The sequence below is a fragment of the Andreprevotia sp. IGB-42 genome, from assembly GCF_009848685.1.
Lineage (GTDB): Bacteria > Pseudomonadota > Gammaproteobacteria > Burkholderiales > Chitinibacteraceae > Andreprevotia.
Genome location: NZ_WXTX01000001.1, coordinates 336,312 through 350,469 on the forward strand (window position 1 = coordinate 336,312; position 14,158 = coordinate 350,469).

Sequence of the window (14,158 nt, forward strand, 5' to 3'; positions counted from 1 at the left end):
GACAAATAACACCGGATCGCCAAATCTTGACAGACCCCGGCCGGAAGCCGGGGATAAACCAAGAACTGGAGGAGTCATCAATGAAGAAATCGTTACTGGCCGGATTGATCTGCATGACCGGCGCGGCAACCCCGGTATGGGCGTGCACACAACCACCTTCACAGATCATCACCCTGCCGGCCGGCGTGGATGGCAAATTGCCGATTACGCCGCCCAACCTGCAAACCACACCCACGCTGGTACCTGGCGCGCCGACACCCACCCCCACGCCGACCAGGTCGCCGAGCAGTTGCCCGCAGGTCTATCGGTACGCGTACAACGCCGACGTGCCGTCGCTGACCGATCAGGAGATCATCGACCGGCTGGGCGGCAACCTCAACACACCACAGCTCTCCGCTGGCTGGGTGGACAGCAATGTTTACCTGGCTGGCGCCAAGGCATCGTTCAATGGCAAGAACTACACGGCCAAGTGGTGGACGCAGGGCACACAGCCCGATACCCCGAATGGCCCGTGGAAAGAAGATGCCGATATCAATGGCGTACTGACCTGGAGCGCTACCCGCACCTACAACACGGGCGAGCAGGTGGTTTACAACGGCAAGCTGTACAGCGCCAAGTGGTGGACACAGAACGAGCAGCCGGGCGCCAGCGAATGGGGTGGCTGGGAACTGCGTGGCGATCCCCCTGCCGGCACCATCGATGCGTCCGCCATGCCGGGCAGCTTCAATGTTGCAGTGAGCAAGACCGGTGACCAGCTGCTGCTCAATTTCAACGCCAGCCGCACGGTACAGTGGAAGCACACGCACGACGGGCAATGCGGTCTGATCACCACCAGGACCGGCAACGAGCCATTTGCCGAACGGTGGGAAGTCCGCCTTGATGGCGTGACTGTGGCCACCTCCGATCTGTCATTGCCCATGGTATCGGGCACGCTGCCACCACCAAAGGTCATCAGGCTTCCTGATGGCAGTTGCCCGGCCGCTGGCGGTGTAGCGCAAACCAATGGCGAAGGCCAGTTGCAAACCGCCACTGCCACCGTTGCAGCCGGTAGTTCGCGTTTCCTGAGCGTGTGGGCATGCAAGGGCACCCAATGCCGCCCGAGCAAGCTGCTGGATCATCTACTGATGGGAGGATTGACTTTATCACCCAACCGGTACGTCAGCCCGTGACAGGTTGATGCAATGCCCGCCGGATTGCATGGCATGCCGGCCCGCGATGGCGAATCCGCAAGGGTTCGCCATTTTTCTTGCCCACGCAGGCAACGGACACAACGAAAACAGATGCCTTGCCAGCCATCCGGCGCCCCTTGCCGCACGCTGGTACAGCGTGCCTTGACAAAGCCATTGCCGTTTACAACCCTGATGGCATCCATGCCAATGGCATGAGACAACAATAACTGGAGGAGTTGGAAATGAAACCATCGTTGATCGCAGCGATGCTCTGCGTGCTGGGCGCTGCCGGGCAAGCATGGGCTTGCTCACCGCCAATCCGCCCCATCGTCACGCTGCCTGCCGGCCCGGATGGCAAGCTGACCGTGATGCCGCCCGCGCTGGACCCGAACTACCCGTACATTCCGCCCCCCAATGCCGGCATGTGCCCGACTGCGGCACGTTATGCAAATAGTGCGTCGATTCCATCACTCACCGATCAGGAAATCACCGACCGCCTGGGGGGAAACCTGAATACGCCGCCGCTGGCTGCCGGCTGGTTGATCGACAAGGTATACAACGCGGGCGAAAAGGCCTCGTTCAATGCCAGGAACTACACCGCGCAGTGGTGGACACAGGGCCAGCAGCCGGATATCCCCGGTGGCGCATGGCTGGAAGATGCTGATGCCAACGGCCAGCAAAGCTGGAACGCCAGCCGCGCCTATGTAACCGGCGAAAAGGTGGTGTATGGCGGCAAGCTGTACAGTGCAAAATGGTGGTCACAGAACGAACAGCCGGGCAGCAATGAATGGGGTGCCTGGGAACTGCTGGGCGATCCGCCCCCGGGCATCATCGACCTGTCGCGGCTACCCGGCAGCTTCGAGGTCACCACCAGCAAGGTAAACGGCGAACTCACGCTGTATTTCAACGGTGCTAGAACGGTAGATATCTTCTATGCGGCGAACGGCCTTTGCAGTAGCGAAACGCTACCGCCGCGTAATTGGCCTGTGCATGCCGATCGCTGGGAGGTGCATGTGGATGGCGTGAAGGTGGCCGATAACCCGTTACCGCCAGCAGTCCAGACAGGGAATGCGCCCAATTCGGTCAGCTCGGCCAATCCCGACGGCAGTTGCAAACCGCAAGGCACCATCTTGGCGACCATCGGCAAGATCACTACACAGCAATATGTATCCACGCATCTGCCGGCTGGCACATCACGCTTTGTCAGCGTGTGGGCGTGCAAGGGCACACAATGCCGGCCAACCAAGTTGCTGGATCACAGCCTGATGGGGCAATCCTCCGGCGTACCACCCATTTACGTCAGCCCGTAACCGGCAACCGCAGCAACCATGGCGAGCTGCAAAGCTCGCCATTTTTCCATTCCGCCGCAACCGCCATTCAACTCACGATTGCAACGGCATCCAGATTGCCATCGTGCGCCCGGACTGGCCGGGTGCACTTGGTTCATCGTAACGCTCGAAACTGGGCGTATCGGCTGCCCGGTAACCTGATTCCGGCAACCACTCCGCCATCAGCCATTGCCAGCCCTGCTGGATGCCGGCAACAAAATCGCCCTGGTTGCTTGTCGGCGTTGTGGTCAGCACCGCGTAGCGGCCTGCGGGCAATGCCACGCTGCGGCAGCCGGCAGGTACCACGGTGTCCGCATCGGCCAGCACACCGATCAGGTAATTGAAATCCAGCGTGGCGTTATCGAACGCATGCACCACGCCAACATAGACCGCGGCGCCGGCGCGGCCTGGCAGCGTCGCCAGCATATTGCCTGCCTCCACCTGCTGCCAATGCGCGGGGATTTCGCGCTTGTTGCGGCCATCACGTGCCGACGTGGCAAAATCGAACCCCAAGGCCAGATCGCCGGGGTACGCTTCTTCAATACGAACCTGCATGTCTGCCTCCCGCCGGGAAATACCAGCATAAGCGCTAAAGATGAAACTGCCGGCTTCGCTTTCTGCAGAGTCGGCATGCACTTCACAAATGCCGAAAGGAAGCGCTACCGGATTATCTGCGACGCCCTCCGAAAGGACTGCATTACCTGCCCGGCGGCTTGCCACAAACCCTTGCCGACAATGGCAAAATGACCCGAAGCACTGAAACCCGGCAATGATCCGCAGCAAAACGCTTATATTTCATTCTCCGGATGCGGCATGCCGTGCTACCTTCACTTCCTTGCAAGCAGCGGCATGGCTGATGCCCTGTGGTACGTTTTGAACTCGCCTCCGATCACGACCCCGGCTCTGGATGAAACGGCAGCTTTCCATATATAGCGATGCAGAAATCGCGCAGCAGCGCAGGCGGCTTTGGGCGTCCAGCGCGCTGTCGCTGTGCCTGCACGCGCTATTGCTGATCCTGCTGCCGATGGCCATACCGCCAATCGCCAGCAGCGCGATAGGTGCTGGCGCGTGGTTGCTGGAAGTGAGCCTGCCTGTGCAGGTGCCAGCTGCTGCACTGCCCGTGCCGGAAATACCTGCACCGCCGCCGGCAGACAGCAAGCCACCCAAGCCCGTCGCGGCCAAAGCCGCACGTACTCCCAAAACTGCCGCACCACCGGTCCACGTGGAAACGGCGCCTGCGCCCGCAGCGGCAGTTGCCGTCAGCGAGTTTTCCAGTTATTCCGTTCCGCCCACCGAACAGCCCAAGGCTGATTTGCCACCGGCAAGTACAGCATCTGCACCCGAGCACCAGCGTGTGACCGAGCTGCCGGCAACCAGTACGCCGGTTCGCCCGGTACCGACCAGCATAGCCCCGGTCGTTGTTACATCGGCACCGTTGCCGGAAAACAAGCCGCAACCGACCTCCGAACCCAGCCCGCTACCGAAGCCGACGCTCACGCCGCTCCCGGTCGCCACGCAGGCGCCGGTACAGCCCGTCGCGCTGGCCGCCACCGCCGTGCCCACGCTGACACCAAGCAGCATCCCCAGCGCACAACCGCAGGCCGAAGCCCGGCCGATGCCCAGCGAACGGCCAACGCCGTTGCCAAGCAACACGCCCACGCCCATGCCATTGCCAAGCAAGCCACCCACCGTACCGCCGACGCCGGCACCGGTGCCAGTACGGGTAGAGGCAAGTCGCCCACCAACCCTCGCCCCCACGGCGGTGCCCAGCATCGTGCCCAAGGCTGCCACCGCGGTGGCAGCGCGGCCGACGGCAACGGCCAGCCCGGTCCCCCTGCCACCAGCCACGCCTCAGCCGGTTTCCACACCGGTACCGGCAATGACGTCGACACCGGCTCCACGGGTGATTGCAACACCGGCGGCAACCGCCGCGCCGCAGCCTGCCGCCAGCGCAACGCCGCGGCCGGCCACCGTTACTCCCAAGGCAGCAGCCAGCGTGGAGCCAAGCAGCGCCCCCTCGCCTGCACCTGGCGCGCCCACCACGGCAGAAACGAAAGCAGCAACAACGTTGCCCACCACCAAACCAGGCACGCAAGCAGCATCCAGACCGGCCAGCAGCGGTTCTTCACCCGCAGCCAACCCCGCAACCGGCAGCAAGCAGGGCCAGACAAGCACCAGCACCGGCAGCGGTGACACGGGCAACGGCAAGCGCACGCCATCATCCAATGCAGCGGGCAGGGAAGTGGTGGTCGGCGACATGTCCAGCATGCTGGCCAAGCCCAGCGCACCGCCAGCACTGGTCACCCGTTATGGCGACCTGAAGCCGGAAGTGCCGCGTGTCACCCGCAGTGGCATGGAAACACCACAACCCGATTCGATCACCCGCGCCATCTATTCGCTGTGGGAAGACCAGATACGCCGCAAGATCGTGCGTATGGGCGAAATGAACTTCCCGCGTGACGAGCGCGGCAAGGCCATCTATGGCCAGGTGCGGGTGCGCATCGTACTCAATGCCAATGGCACGCTGGCCAGCAGCACCATCATCGAGCCCTCCGGCAATATGGAACTCGACAAGGGTGCACTGCGCATCCTGCAGTATTCGTCCCCGTTCGGGCCGATTCCACGGCCGTTGCTCGATAGCGATGGCCAGGTGGTGCTGCTGCGCACTTTCTATTTCTCCAGCGACAAGTTCGGGCTGGAATAAGACGCTACCGGCAAGAGCGCAGTCGGCAGCGTTGCACCGGGATTATCAGCAATGCCGGCAGTCCACCGGGGCAGCCAGGATGCAAGCTAGAACGGTGCCGGTGCGTCGAAGGTCATCGCCGCACCGCTGACCGGGTGTTGCAGCGACAGCAGCCGCGCATGCAGCAACAGGCGTGGTGCGCGTGGCGACCATTCCGGCCCGCCGTACAGGGTATCGCCGAGCATCGGATGCCCGATCGCCTGCATATGAATGCGCAACTGGTGGGTGCGGCCGGTCACCGGCTCCAGATCGACGCGGCTGCTGTTGCTGGCGGCATCGAACGCCACGCGCCAGAAGCGCGTGTGCGAGGGCTTGCCCGTTTCGAAGTTGACGTGGTGCAACGGCCGGTTGGGCCAATCGACGATCAGCGGCAAGTTCACTTCACCATCGGCAGCGATCTCGCCCCCCACCACCGCCACATAGCGCTTGTCCACCTGGCGATCCATGAAGGCCACGCTCAGATCACGCTGCATGAGCGGGCCGCGGCCGAAGATCACCAAGCCCGAGGTATCCATGTCCAGCCGGTGCACGGTCATGGCATCCGGGTATTCCAGCTGTACACGGCTGAGCAGGCAATCGGCCTTGTCTTCACCGCGGCCGGGCACGGCCAGCAGGCCGGCAGGCTTGATCACGACCACGATGTGGTCGTCGGCATGGACAAGATCGAGCCCGGTATGGGCGGGTGGCTGGTAAATGGACATGGCAACTCCGGTCAAGCGCGCGGTTTTACCAGCCGGCGGTCAGCCCGGCAAGCGGCACGCATGCCGCATTGTGCGACAATCCGCCCTCTTCGCATCTGCAAGGCACATTCCGGCACGTGTTGAGCGCAGTGGCCTGCAATGCAGCCGGCTGCGCAAAACAGGTGGTACGGCGCCATCATGGACAAAAAACTCATACACGTCTCCACGCTGGAGAACCTCGATACCTGGGCCAGATACCGCAACGGCATGTGCCTGGATTGCCGCTCTGCCTGCTGTAGCATGCCCGTGGAGGTCAAGGTTTCCGATCTTGTCCGCATGGGCGTGGTCGATCCGTTCGAAGCCGAGCACGAAGCTCCCAAGCAGATCGCCCGGCGGCTGCAAAAAGCCGGTGTGGTGGCGCATTTCAATTTCAAGCACAGCATCTTCACGCTGGCGCAGCGCGCCAGCGGTGAATGTACGTATCTGGATGCCGATACCCGTTTGTGCACCATATACGACCTGCGGCCCAATACCTGTAGGAACCACCCCAAGATCGGCCCGCGGCCGGGCTTTTGCGCGTACCGGAACAAATAAGCGCCATGCCGTATACCCTGGCCGCGCCGGTGAGCAGCCTGCTGGAAATAAAGAAAAGCCGCTTCATCGGCCTGGTGACGCCGGTGGCAGACCGGCCCGCCGCACAGGCCATCGTCGAGCGCTTACGCGTCGAGCACCCCGAGGCTGTGCATGTCTGCTGGGCCTTGCTGGCAGGCGGGCACTCCGCAGCGGTGGACGATGGCGAACCAGGCGGCACCGCCGGCCGGCCGATGCTGGAAGTATTGCGCCACCAGCAGCTGGAGCGTGTGCTGGCAGTGGTGGTGCGCTATTTCGGCGGTGTGAAGCTGGGGGCCGGCGGGCTGGTGCGCGCGTATACCGATACGGTGGCACAGGCACTGCTGCACGCCGAGAAAATGCCGTTGCGCAGCATGGGCACGCTGCACGCCCGGGTGCCATATGCACAGGAAGGTCTGCTGCGCCGGCTGATCCAGCAGGAAGCGGATGCCGAATTGCTGGCGGTGGAACATGGTGATGCGGTCACCATCACGTTGCGCTTGCCAACCGATCAGGCTGGCAACTTTGCGCTGCAGGCCAGCGAAGCCAGCCATGGCGCGCTGCGCTGGCTCAAGCCGGACGAAACCGATCCAGCTACGAGCCAGCGCTAGCCATTTAGAAAGTCAGGTGCAGATCGGGGCTACGACCACCGCGCACCAACAGCTTGCGCTGCTGGGACTTGCCCTCGGATTCAGCCGCCAGCGTGTATTGACCATCCGGTAACTGGGCGTAGAAATACGGGCCTTCCGATTGTGCATCGACCACCGCATTGCCTTGGCGATCCTTGATGGTGATCTGCACGCCCGAGAGGTAGGCACCGCTCTTCTCGGTCAGCAGCAAGTGCACGTTGTAATTGGCACGCTCGCTCTTGATTGCGACTTCTTCGCTGTCACCCACACCGCCGCTGGTAAAACTGGCTGTGCTGTCGGCAGCGTAAACAGGGGCAATGGCCAGCATTGCGACAGTGGTAGCCTGCAGCAGACTGCGTTTGAAGTTGTTCATTGTCGGTTCTCCTTATGCATCCTCGCCCCATTTCCGGACTTACCGGACAAGACGCGGGTTCATGGAATTTCATTAAGCCTCCATTTTGCTGGCTGCACACAGCCACAATTCACGCATCTGCCGGTTCAAAATGCCAAAACGATATTGCAATGCCAGCCATGCAGGCACCCGGAAAAATCCATGCGCTGATGGCAGACCGCATTGGCAAGGCCGGTGGGCAACGGGCAGAATCACGCACCTAGAAACAGGCAGGAATGACCATGATGCAAGACAAGGTAATCGCCGCAACGCGCAGCTGGGTGGAAAAAGCCGTGATCGGCCTGAATCTGTGCCCGTTTGCAAAAGCGGTCCATGTAAAGGAACAGGTGCGTTATGTGGTGAGCGAAGCACGCCACCTGGATGCATTTCTGGAAGATCTGGACCGCGAGCTGGATCTGCTGGCTGCGGCAGACCCGGCACAGATCGATACCACCTTGCTGATCCATCCCACCCTGCTGGCCGACTTCCTGGATTTCAACCAGGTGATCGGCATTGCCGAAGAGGCTGTTGAAGAGCACGAGCTGGAAGGCGTGATCCAGATTGCCGCCTTTCATCCACAATTCCAGTTTGAAGGAACCGGCCCGGACGACATCAGCAACTACACCAACCGCTCACCCTATCCTACGCTGCACCTGTTGCGCGAGGACAGCATTGCGCGCGCCGCAGCGGCGTTTCCCGATGCATCGGCTATCTTCGGGCGCAATATCGCAAAGCTGGAAGAACTCGGCCATAACGGCTGGCAAGCATTGCAGGTCGGGCCACCGGCAGCAGATTGATGAACTGGCTCCAGGATTCATGTTCCCGCACTGACAACAAGCGCATTTTCAATTTATAGTGAACGCCAAACTTACAGGGCAGGGCTGACATGGGGTTTCGTTTGGGGTTGCGCGGCAAGTCACTGGTGGCCTTGCTGGGCACTGCGCTGCTGGCATTGGTATTGGCCGGCGCACTGGGCTGGCAAGCCATCGATTCGATCCGCACTCACCTAGGCGATGCCTTTGCCCGCAACTTCACCCTGCTCAACCGTGAACGCATCCTGGCGCCGGTATCGCGCGAGCTGGCACTGTCATTGCGGCTGGCCCATTCCGAAGTCACGCGCCGCTGGCTGCTGGCGGAAAACAGTCAGGACATGCGCACGCTAGCGTTTACCGAGGCGGAAGGCTACCGGCAGGATTTCCGTGATCACTCGTACTTTTTGATCTCGGCGCTATCGAACAACTACTATTTCAACGACAGCAAATCGCCGTTCAGCACCGCCCCCCGTTACACGCTCAACCCTGCCACCAGCAACGATGGCTGGTTCTTCGGCACCATGAAGGACACGCACGATTTCAACATCAACGTCGATCACGACGTGGCGCTGGGGCTGACCAAGATCTGGTTCAACGTGATCGTGAAGGATGGCGACAAGCCGATCGGACTTGCCGGCACGGGGCTGGATCTGTCGACCTTCCTCAAGGATTTTGTCGGCAGCGGCGAAAAAGGCGTGACTGCCATGGTCATCGACGCCAAGGGCGCCATCCAGGCCCATCCGGACGACAAACGCATTGCGCTCAATTCAGCGGTGCGCCAGGCGGGTTACGACAAATCACTGTTCGGCCTGCTGGCACGCCCCGAAGACGTGGCGAGGGCGCAGCAGGCGATGGCCGCCTCCGTTGCAAAGCCGCAGGATGCCACGCTGTTTTCAGCACAGCTGCAAGGCAAGCCGCAGCGCTTCGCCATGTCCTATATCCCCGAACTGAAATGGCATGTGGTCACCGCGGTGGACATGGATGCCGCGCAGGTGATCGACAGCAAGCTGCTGCTGCCGATTGCACTGGCCGCACTGCTGCTGTTCATTGCCGCCATCCTCGCCTTCATCTATGCGGTGAACCGCCTGCTGATCGTGCCGTTGCTGCAGCTGGAGCAATCGGCCCGCGCCATTGCCAATGGCAACTACGCGGTGGCCTTGCCGCCTGCGCGGCTGGACGAGATCGGCGCGCTGACCACCGCATTCGGCAGCATGGCCAGCAAGATCCAGCGCCATACCGAAGAGCTGGAATCGACAGTACGCCAGCGCACCGGCGAGCTGATCGTGGCCAACCAGAACATGGTGGCTGCCCACAAGAAGATCAGCGATTCCATCGCGTATGCCAGCCTGATCCAGCGCGCCATCCTGCCCGAACAGCAACTGACGCAGGCACTGGGCAGCTCGCAGTTCGTGCTGTGGCAGCCGCGCGATGTGGTGGGTGGCGATTTCTACCTGTACCGCCCGCACCCGCGCGGTTATCTGGTTGGCGTGATCGATTGCGCCGGCCATGGCGTGCCGGGCGCGATCATGACCATGCTGGCCACTGCCGCAGTAGACCAGGCCATCCTCGAGGCCGGCGTGCAGGACCCCGCAGCGCTATTGACCCGGCTGGACGACATCGTACGCAGCAAGCTCACGCGCGATCAGCGCGACATGATCGCCACCAATATGGATGCCGGCTTTGCCTGGGTGGACCGCAGCACGCAGATAGTCACCTTTGCCGGCGCACATATCCCTCTTTACTACCACGATGGCGAAGAGGTGCAGGTGATTGCCGGCAACCGCCGCGCCATCGGCGACCGTCACCGCGGCGAGTTCGGCAATGCAAGCATCGAAGCCACAGCCGAAACCCGTTTTTACCTGACCACCGATGGGTTTCTGGACCAGGCCGGCGGCGACAAGGGCTTCGGCTTCGGCAACGCGCGCTTTGCCGACATGATCCGCCAGTATGCCCGCCTGCCGCTGGCCGAACAGGCGCAGGCATTTGCCGCCACGCTGGCTGCGTACCAGGGCGAGCATGCGCAGCGTGACGACATCACCATCATCAGTTTCCAGCTGGATTGAATTGCCATGCCCGATCAAGGCCCATCGGCCCAGAGCCCCACGAAGGGAAACCATATGGAAGTGCTAGACCTGCATGCATTGCAGCAAACCTATAACGAGCAGCGTATCCTGCTGTGCTTCAACGGGCCGCTGACGCGCAGCCTGATCGAGGAAATCGGCAAGGCGCTGCGTAACTACCTGCAAGGCGAAAATGCCGCCGCATCTGCAGCCACCGATGTATTCGGCGCTTATATCGAGATGACGCAAAACATCCGCCACTACGCCGCCAGCAAAGGCTGGGATGATCTGGAGGCATGTGCGACCGTAGTGATTGCCCGCGACCTGGAAGGCCGCTATGTCGTCTCCGCCGGCAATGTGGTTGATGCCGTCGATGGTACGGCGCTGGCGCAACAGGTGAACGGCCTTGCCGCACTGGACAAGGATGCGCTCAAGACCGCGTACAAGATGCAACTGCGCAAACCGCGCGACGAAGAAACCGGCAGCGGCGCCGGCCTTGGCCTCATCGACATGGCGCGGCGTGCCTCACAGCCGCTGGCCTGCGTGCTGCGCGAACTGCCCGATGGCCGCGCCTTTTTCAGCTTGCGTGTCGTGATCTAAAGAATATTGAGCAACAAGGAACAAGCCTGATGACCGACCTCCGTATCGCGGCTACGCAAGCCACCCCGGAAATCCATACCGACCACGCGGCCGGCCTGCTGACCATGCGCGGGGACTCCTATCCGGAAAACTCTTTCGAGCTGTTTTCACCGTTGCTGGAGTGGGTGGATGGCTTCCTGGCCTCCGGTGATGCCCCCCTTACCGTCAACCTGCATCTGCTATACCTGAACACCAGCAGTGTGAAGGTGATGATGGATATCTTCGATGCACTGGAAGACGCACACGCCAACGGCCGCGAAGTGACCGTGCACTGGCACTACGACCAGGAAAACGAACGCGTGGCCGAACTGGCCGAAGAATTCAGGGAAGACTGCAGTTTCCCGTTCCACATCATCAAGCAATAGGCAGCTGCAATGAAAGACGGCCGGATTCTTGATGGCACCATCGAAACGCTGCTGGCAGACCCGCAGTACGCCGGACATCCGCTGCGCGCGGCGCTGGATGAGCTGTATGGCGAATTTCGCGGCCAGCTGCATCAGATCGAACGCATCACGCATATTTCAGACCGTTACCAGAGCATGGCGCGCGAGCAGAACCAGTCGCTACTGGAGCGCTATCGCCGCCAGATGAAAAAACTGGAAAAGATTGCACGCATTTCCGATCGTTACCAGGCGGTGATGCGTGATCTGAACGAGGCCCTCAAGGAGGCATCCAACCACGATGCGCTGACCGGCCTTGCCAACCGCCGCATGCTGATGGAAGCGCTGCGTACCGAATCGAACCGCCTGCAAAGGCTGGACCGGCCGATGACGCTGGTGCTGGCCGATATCGACCATTTCAAGCTGATCAACGACGAATACGGCCACGAGCAAGGCGATGCGGTGTTGGTGGAAATTGCCCGGGCGCTGTCATCCGCGGTGCGCGAATACGATCTGTGCGGGCGCTGGGGCGGCGAGGAATTCCTGATCCTGATGCCCGAGACCGGTACCGCCGGCGCGCTGGAAGTGGTGGAGCGGCTGCGCAGCGCCATCACCGACCTGCACCTGCACACTGGTGACGTGCGCCTGCATGTATCGGCCAGTTTCGGCGTGGCTGACCACCTGCCCGGCGATCACCTGTCGGCCACCATCAACCGCGCCGATGCGGCGCTGTACAGCGCCAAGAAAAGCGGCCGCAACCGCTGCGAAGTCGCCAGCAAGCGCTAGCGCCAATCCGCCCTTTCCGGTCTGCCAGCCTGCGGGAGCGTGCTGTTGTCTGCCGCCTGTCGGTAATACCGCCAGCCATGTAGGAATCTTCCGGCCTGTTGCAGCGCATTTGCGGCACTATCCAAAGCAGGATCAGACCGCCAAACTCGTGCGATGCCGATGAGCAGCCCATTCTTCCTGTCGCGTTTGCTGCTGCGCTTTTCCGCCACGCGTGGCGTGGCCGGCTGGCTGTCATTTGCCGCCTTCCTGGCCTTGCTGGTCATCCTGACCATGCTCATGCTGCTGCCATTCAAATCACAGCAGAGCGCCGCACTGGCCGACCTGCGCGAAGCGCTGAACGCGCGGGCCATGACCATCGGCAACAAGCTGGGGGAAGTGGCGTATCAGGTCAGCGGCCAGCGTGAAGCTGCCGAAGCATTGCTCGAACCGCATACCGCCTTGCCCCCCTCCCCGCTATATGCGTATCTGGCCGATGATGCGAGCGCCAGCAGCTTCGGCCTCAACCATGTGCCGGCAACAATGGTGACGATGCGTGTGGGCAATATCTACGGGCTGGGCAGCTTCGCAGCTGCGGATGAACAACTGCAGCGCGAAGTACAGATGGCGCTGTGGCTGTTTTCGCTGCACCGTGCCGCACTGCGGGCCACCCCGGAGCTGGCAGCGGTTTACTACGATTCGGTGCAGCCGATGCAAGCAATATCGCCGTGGGTTTCGCACCAGAGCATGGTGCTGCAAACCCGTGCGGCCAATACCGCGGCAATGATCCGGCAACTGCAGCAGCAGCGCTTCATCACGCAGGGCGAACCCGCGCAGAACCCCAAGCGGCTGCCTTGCTGGAGCAGACCGTACCCGGCCGGCATCGGCCAGGGCAGCCTGATCAGCTACGGCGCACCGGTTTATGAGGGCAATACCTTCAAGGGCATCGTCGGTGCGGACCTCCGGCTGGATTTCCTGGCCGCACACATGAAGCAGGAGCGCCTGGCGGGTGGACGACTGTTCGTGGTGCAGGGAAAAAGCGGCCGCGCGGCACAAGGCACGGTAATTGCCAGCAGTGAAAGCATTGCTGCCGGCAAAGCGCCCCCCAGCTTGGCCGGCATGCTGGGCCTGCCGGCGGCAGCACTCGAGGATGTCTTATCCACCGAAGGCGAATTCCAGCCGGAAGGCCGCAATTACCTGATCGCGGTACCGGTACAGCAGGCAGACTGGTGGCTGGTCTACCAGGTGCCGCGCAGCAGGGTGTTGCTCAATGTGGTGGAGCAATTGCGACCGGCAGCGGGCATCGTCGTTGCGCTGTTATTGCTGTTGATCCTTACCTTCCACCGGCTGCGCCGCAGCACGCTGGCACTGCAGCAACAGGCCACGCGCGATGCGTTGACCGGTGCGCTGAACCGCCGTGCGCTGTTTGCCGCCATCGAGCAGGAGCGCGCGCGCCAGCGGCGTGGCGGTAGCTTCTATGCGCTTATCATGATCGATATCGATTTCTTCAAGCAGGTGAACGATCTGAACGGCCATGGTGGCGGCGATGAAGTGCTACGCCAGGTGGCCAGCGTGCTGCAGGCCAACCTGCGCGATACCGACCGGCTGGCGCGCGTGGGTGGTGAAGAGTTCGTGGTATTGCTGCCAGGCAGCGACCCGGCCACCGCCATGGCCACCGCGGAACGATTGCGCAAACAGGTGGAAGCGCTACGCGTGGTTGTGTGCGAGAAAACCATCCAGGTCACCATCAGCCTGGGCGTGACGGTGCCCGCCTATGCCGATGAAGCGATCGATACCACCTATCAGCGTGCCGATGTGGCGCTCTATGCGGCCAAGTATGCAGGTCGCAATTGCTGCAAGCCGTTTTTTCTCGATGAGTGAAGCGCTATCACTGCACCGCCTGAGTGCCCATCGCTGCATGGTTGACGGACCCAATCTCCACTCTTGTGGGCCAGC

14 protein-coding genes are annotated in these 14,158 nt (G+C 61.9%); 11 read left to right on the forward strand and 3 right to left on the reverse strand.

Annotation, left to right across the window (positions count from 1 at the left end; translation table 11 throughout):
- Positions 1 to 80 precede the first annotated feature (80 nt).
- Complete coding sequence (locus IGB42_RS01515) at positions 81 to 1,169, forward strand: carbohydrate-binding protein (RefSeq protein WP_159665586.1); 1,089 nt, start codon at positions 81 to 83, stop codon at positions 1,167 to 1,169.
- Between the two features lie 242 nt (positions 1,170 to 1,411).
- Complete coding sequence (locus IGB42_RS01520; RefSeq protein WP_159665589.1) at positions 1,412 to 2,479, forward strand: carbohydrate-binding protein; 1,068 nt, start codon at positions 1,412 to 1,414, stop codon at positions 2,477 to 2,479.
- 72 nt (positions 2,480 to 2,551) lie between these two features.
- Here IGB42_RS01520 and IGB42_RS01525 read toward each other — a convergent pair whose 3' ends face one another.
- Complete coding sequence (locus IGB42_RS01525) at positions 2,552 to 3,052, reverse strand: GyrI-like domain-containing protein (RefSeq protein ID WP_159665592.1); 501 nt, start codon at positions 3,050 to 3,052, stop codon at positions 2,552 to 2,554.
- A 352-nt stretch (positions 3,053 to 3,404) separates the two neighbouring features.
- On the opposite strand from IGB42_RS01525, the gene IGB42_RS01530 reads away from it, so the two are divergent.
- Complete coding sequence (locus tag IGB42_RS01530; protein WP_159665595.1) at positions 3,405 to 5,201, forward strand: energy transducer TonB; 1,797 nt, start codon at positions 3,405 to 3,407, stop codon at positions 5,199 to 5,201.
- Between the two features lie 86 nt (positions 5,202 to 5,287).
- Here the strand turns inward: IGB42_RS01530 and IGB42_RS01535 are convergent, their stop codons facing one another.
- Complete coding sequence (locus IGB42_RS01535) at positions 5,288 to 5,941, reverse strand: pseudouridine synthase (RefSeq protein WP_159665598.1); 654 nt, start codon at positions 5,939 to 5,941, stop codon at positions 5,288 to 5,290.
- 177 nt (positions 5,942 to 6,118) lie between these two features.
- Between IGB42_RS01535 and IGB42_RS01540 the strand changes: the two genes are divergently transcribed.
- Both IGB42_RS01540 and IGB42_RS01545 read left to right on the forward strand, forming a co-directional pair.
- Positions 6,119 to 6,514 carry a YkgJ family cysteine cluster protein gene (locus tag IGB42_RS01540; protein ID WP_159665601.1) on the forward strand — a complete coding sequence of 132 codons (396 nt, stop codon included), beginning with the start codon at positions 6,119 to 6,121 and terminating at the stop codon, positions 6,512 to 6,514.
- A 5-nt stretch (positions 6,515 to 6,519) separates the two neighbouring features.
- The gene (locus IGB42_RS01545; RefSeq protein ID WP_159665604.1) at positions 6,520 to 7,140 is read left to right on the forward strand and encodes a YigZ family protein; all 621 of its coding nucleotides are present in this window, start codon (positions 6,520 to 6,522) and stop codon (positions 7,138 to 7,140) included.
- A gap of 4 nt (positions 7,141 to 7,144) precedes the next feature.
- Here the strand turns inward: IGB42_RS01545 and IGB42_RS01550 are convergent, their stop codons facing one another.
- Positions 7,145 to 7,531 (reverse strand): carboxypeptidase-like regulatory domain-containing protein, encoded by a 387-nt coding sequence (locus IGB42_RS01550; RefSeq protein WP_159665607.1) that lies wholly within the window; start codon positions 7,529 to 7,531, stop codon positions 7,145 to 7,147.
- A gap of 254 nt (positions 7,532 to 7,785) precedes the next feature.
- Here IGB42_RS01550 and IGB42_RS01555 point away from each other — a divergent pair, with 254 nt between their 5' ends.
- The 6 genes from IGB42_RS01555 to IGB42_RS01580 all read left to right on the forward strand — a co-directional run bounded on the left by IGB42_RS01555 (position 7,786) and on the right by IGB42_RS01580 (position 14,083).
- Complete coding sequence (locus IGB42_RS01555) at positions 7,786 to 8,346, forward strand: DUF1415 domain-containing protein (RefSeq protein ID WP_201799788.1); 561 nt, start codon at positions 7,786 to 7,788, stop codon at positions 8,344 to 8,346.
- An 89-nt stretch (positions 8,347 to 8,435) separates the two neighbouring features.
- Entirely contained in the window at positions 8,436 to 10,424 is a 1,989-nt protein-coding gene (gene siaA, locus IGB42_RS01560) for a biofilm regulation protein phosphatase SiaA (protein ID WP_159665610.1), read from the forward strand.
- Positions 10,425 to 10,478: 54 nt separating this feature from the next.
- Positions 10,479 to 11,021: a biofilm regulation protein kinase SiaB gene (gene siaB / locus IGB42_RS01565; RefSeq protein ID WP_159665613.1), complete on the forward strand. Its 543-nt coding sequence runs from the start codon at positions 10,479 to 10,481 to the stop codon at positions 11,019 to 11,021.
- 29 nt (positions 11,022 to 11,050) lie between these two features.
- A complete protein-coding gene (gene siaC / locus IGB42_RS01570) occupies positions 11,051 to 11,425 on the forward strand; it encodes a biofilm regulation phosphoprotein SiaC (RefSeq protein WP_159665616.1) in 375 nt (124 codons plus the stop codon).
- 9 nt (positions 11,426 to 11,434) lie between these two features.
- Positions 11,435 to 12,226, forward strand: coding sequence for a biofilm regulation diguanylate cyclase SiaD (siaD, locus tag IGB42_RS01575; protein ID WP_159665619.1), 792 nt, complete (start codon positions 11,435 to 11,437; stop codon positions 12,224 to 12,226).
- 159 nt (positions 12,227 to 12,385) lie between these two features.
- Complete coding sequence (locus IGB42_RS01580) at positions 12,386 to 14,083, forward strand: sensor domain-containing diguanylate cyclase (protein ID WP_159665621.1); 1,698 nt, start codon at positions 12,386 to 12,388, stop codon at positions 14,081 to 14,083.
- The last annotated feature ends 75 nt before the right edge of the window (positions 14,084 to 14,158 follow it).

Excerpts from the sequence above, each read along its gene's own strand:
- IGB42_RS01515 (WP_159665586.1), top strand. The coding sequence starts at position 81 with ATGAAGAAATCGTTACTGGCCGGATTGATCTGCATGACCGGCGCGGCA.
- IGB42_RS01520 (WP_159665589.1), top strand. The coding sequence starts at position 1,412 with ATGAAACCATCGTTGATCGCAGCGATGCTCTGCGTGCTGGGCGCTGCC.
- IGB42_RS01525 (WP_159665592.1), bottom strand. The coding sequence starts at position 3,052 with ATGCAGGTTCGTATTGAAGAAGCGTACCCCGGCGATCTGGCCTTGGGG.
- IGB42_RS01530 (WP_159665595.1), top strand. The coding sequence starts at position 3,405 with ATGAAACGGCAGCTTTCCATATATAGCGATGCAGAAATCGCGCAGCAG.
- IGB42_RS01535 (WP_159665598.1), bottom strand. The coding sequence starts at position 5,941 with ATGTCCATTTACCAGCCACCCGCCCATACCGGGCTCGATCTTGTCCAT.
- IGB42_RS01540 (WP_159665601.1), top strand. The coding sequence starts at position 6,119 with ATGGACAAAAAACTCATACACGTCTCCACGCTGGAGAACCTCGATACC.
- IGB42_RS01545 (WP_159665604.1), top strand. The coding sequence starts at position 6,520 with ATGCCGTATACCCTGGCCGCGCCGGTGAGCAGCCTGCTGGAAATAAAG.
- IGB42_RS01550 (WP_159665607.1), bottom strand. The coding sequence starts at position 7,531 with ATGAACAACTTCAAACGCAGTCTGCTGCAGGCTACCACTGTCGCAATG.
- IGB42_RS01555 (WP_201799788.1), top strand. The coding sequence starts at position 7,786 with ATGACCATGATGCAAGACAAGGTAATCGCCGCAACGCGCAGCTGGGTG.
- siaA (WP_159665610.1), top strand. The coding sequence starts at position 8,436 with ATGGGGTTTCGTTTGGGGTTGCGCGGCAAGTCACTGGTGGCCTTGCTG.
- siaB (WP_159665613.1), top strand. The coding sequence starts at position 10,479 with ATGGAAGTGCTAGACCTGCATGCATTGCAGCAAACCTATAACGAGCAG.
- siaC (WP_159665616.1), top strand. The coding sequence starts at position 11,051 with ATGACCGACCTCCGTATCGCGGCTACGCAAGCCACCCCGGAAATCCAT.
- siaD (WP_159665619.1), top strand. The coding sequence starts at position 11,435 with ATGAAAGACGGCCGGATTCTTGATGGCACCATCGAAACGCTGCTGGCA.
- IGB42_RS01580 (WP_159665621.1), top strand. The coding sequence starts at position 12,386 with ATGAGCAGCCCATTCTTCCTGTCGCGTTTGCTGCTGCGCTTTTCCGCC.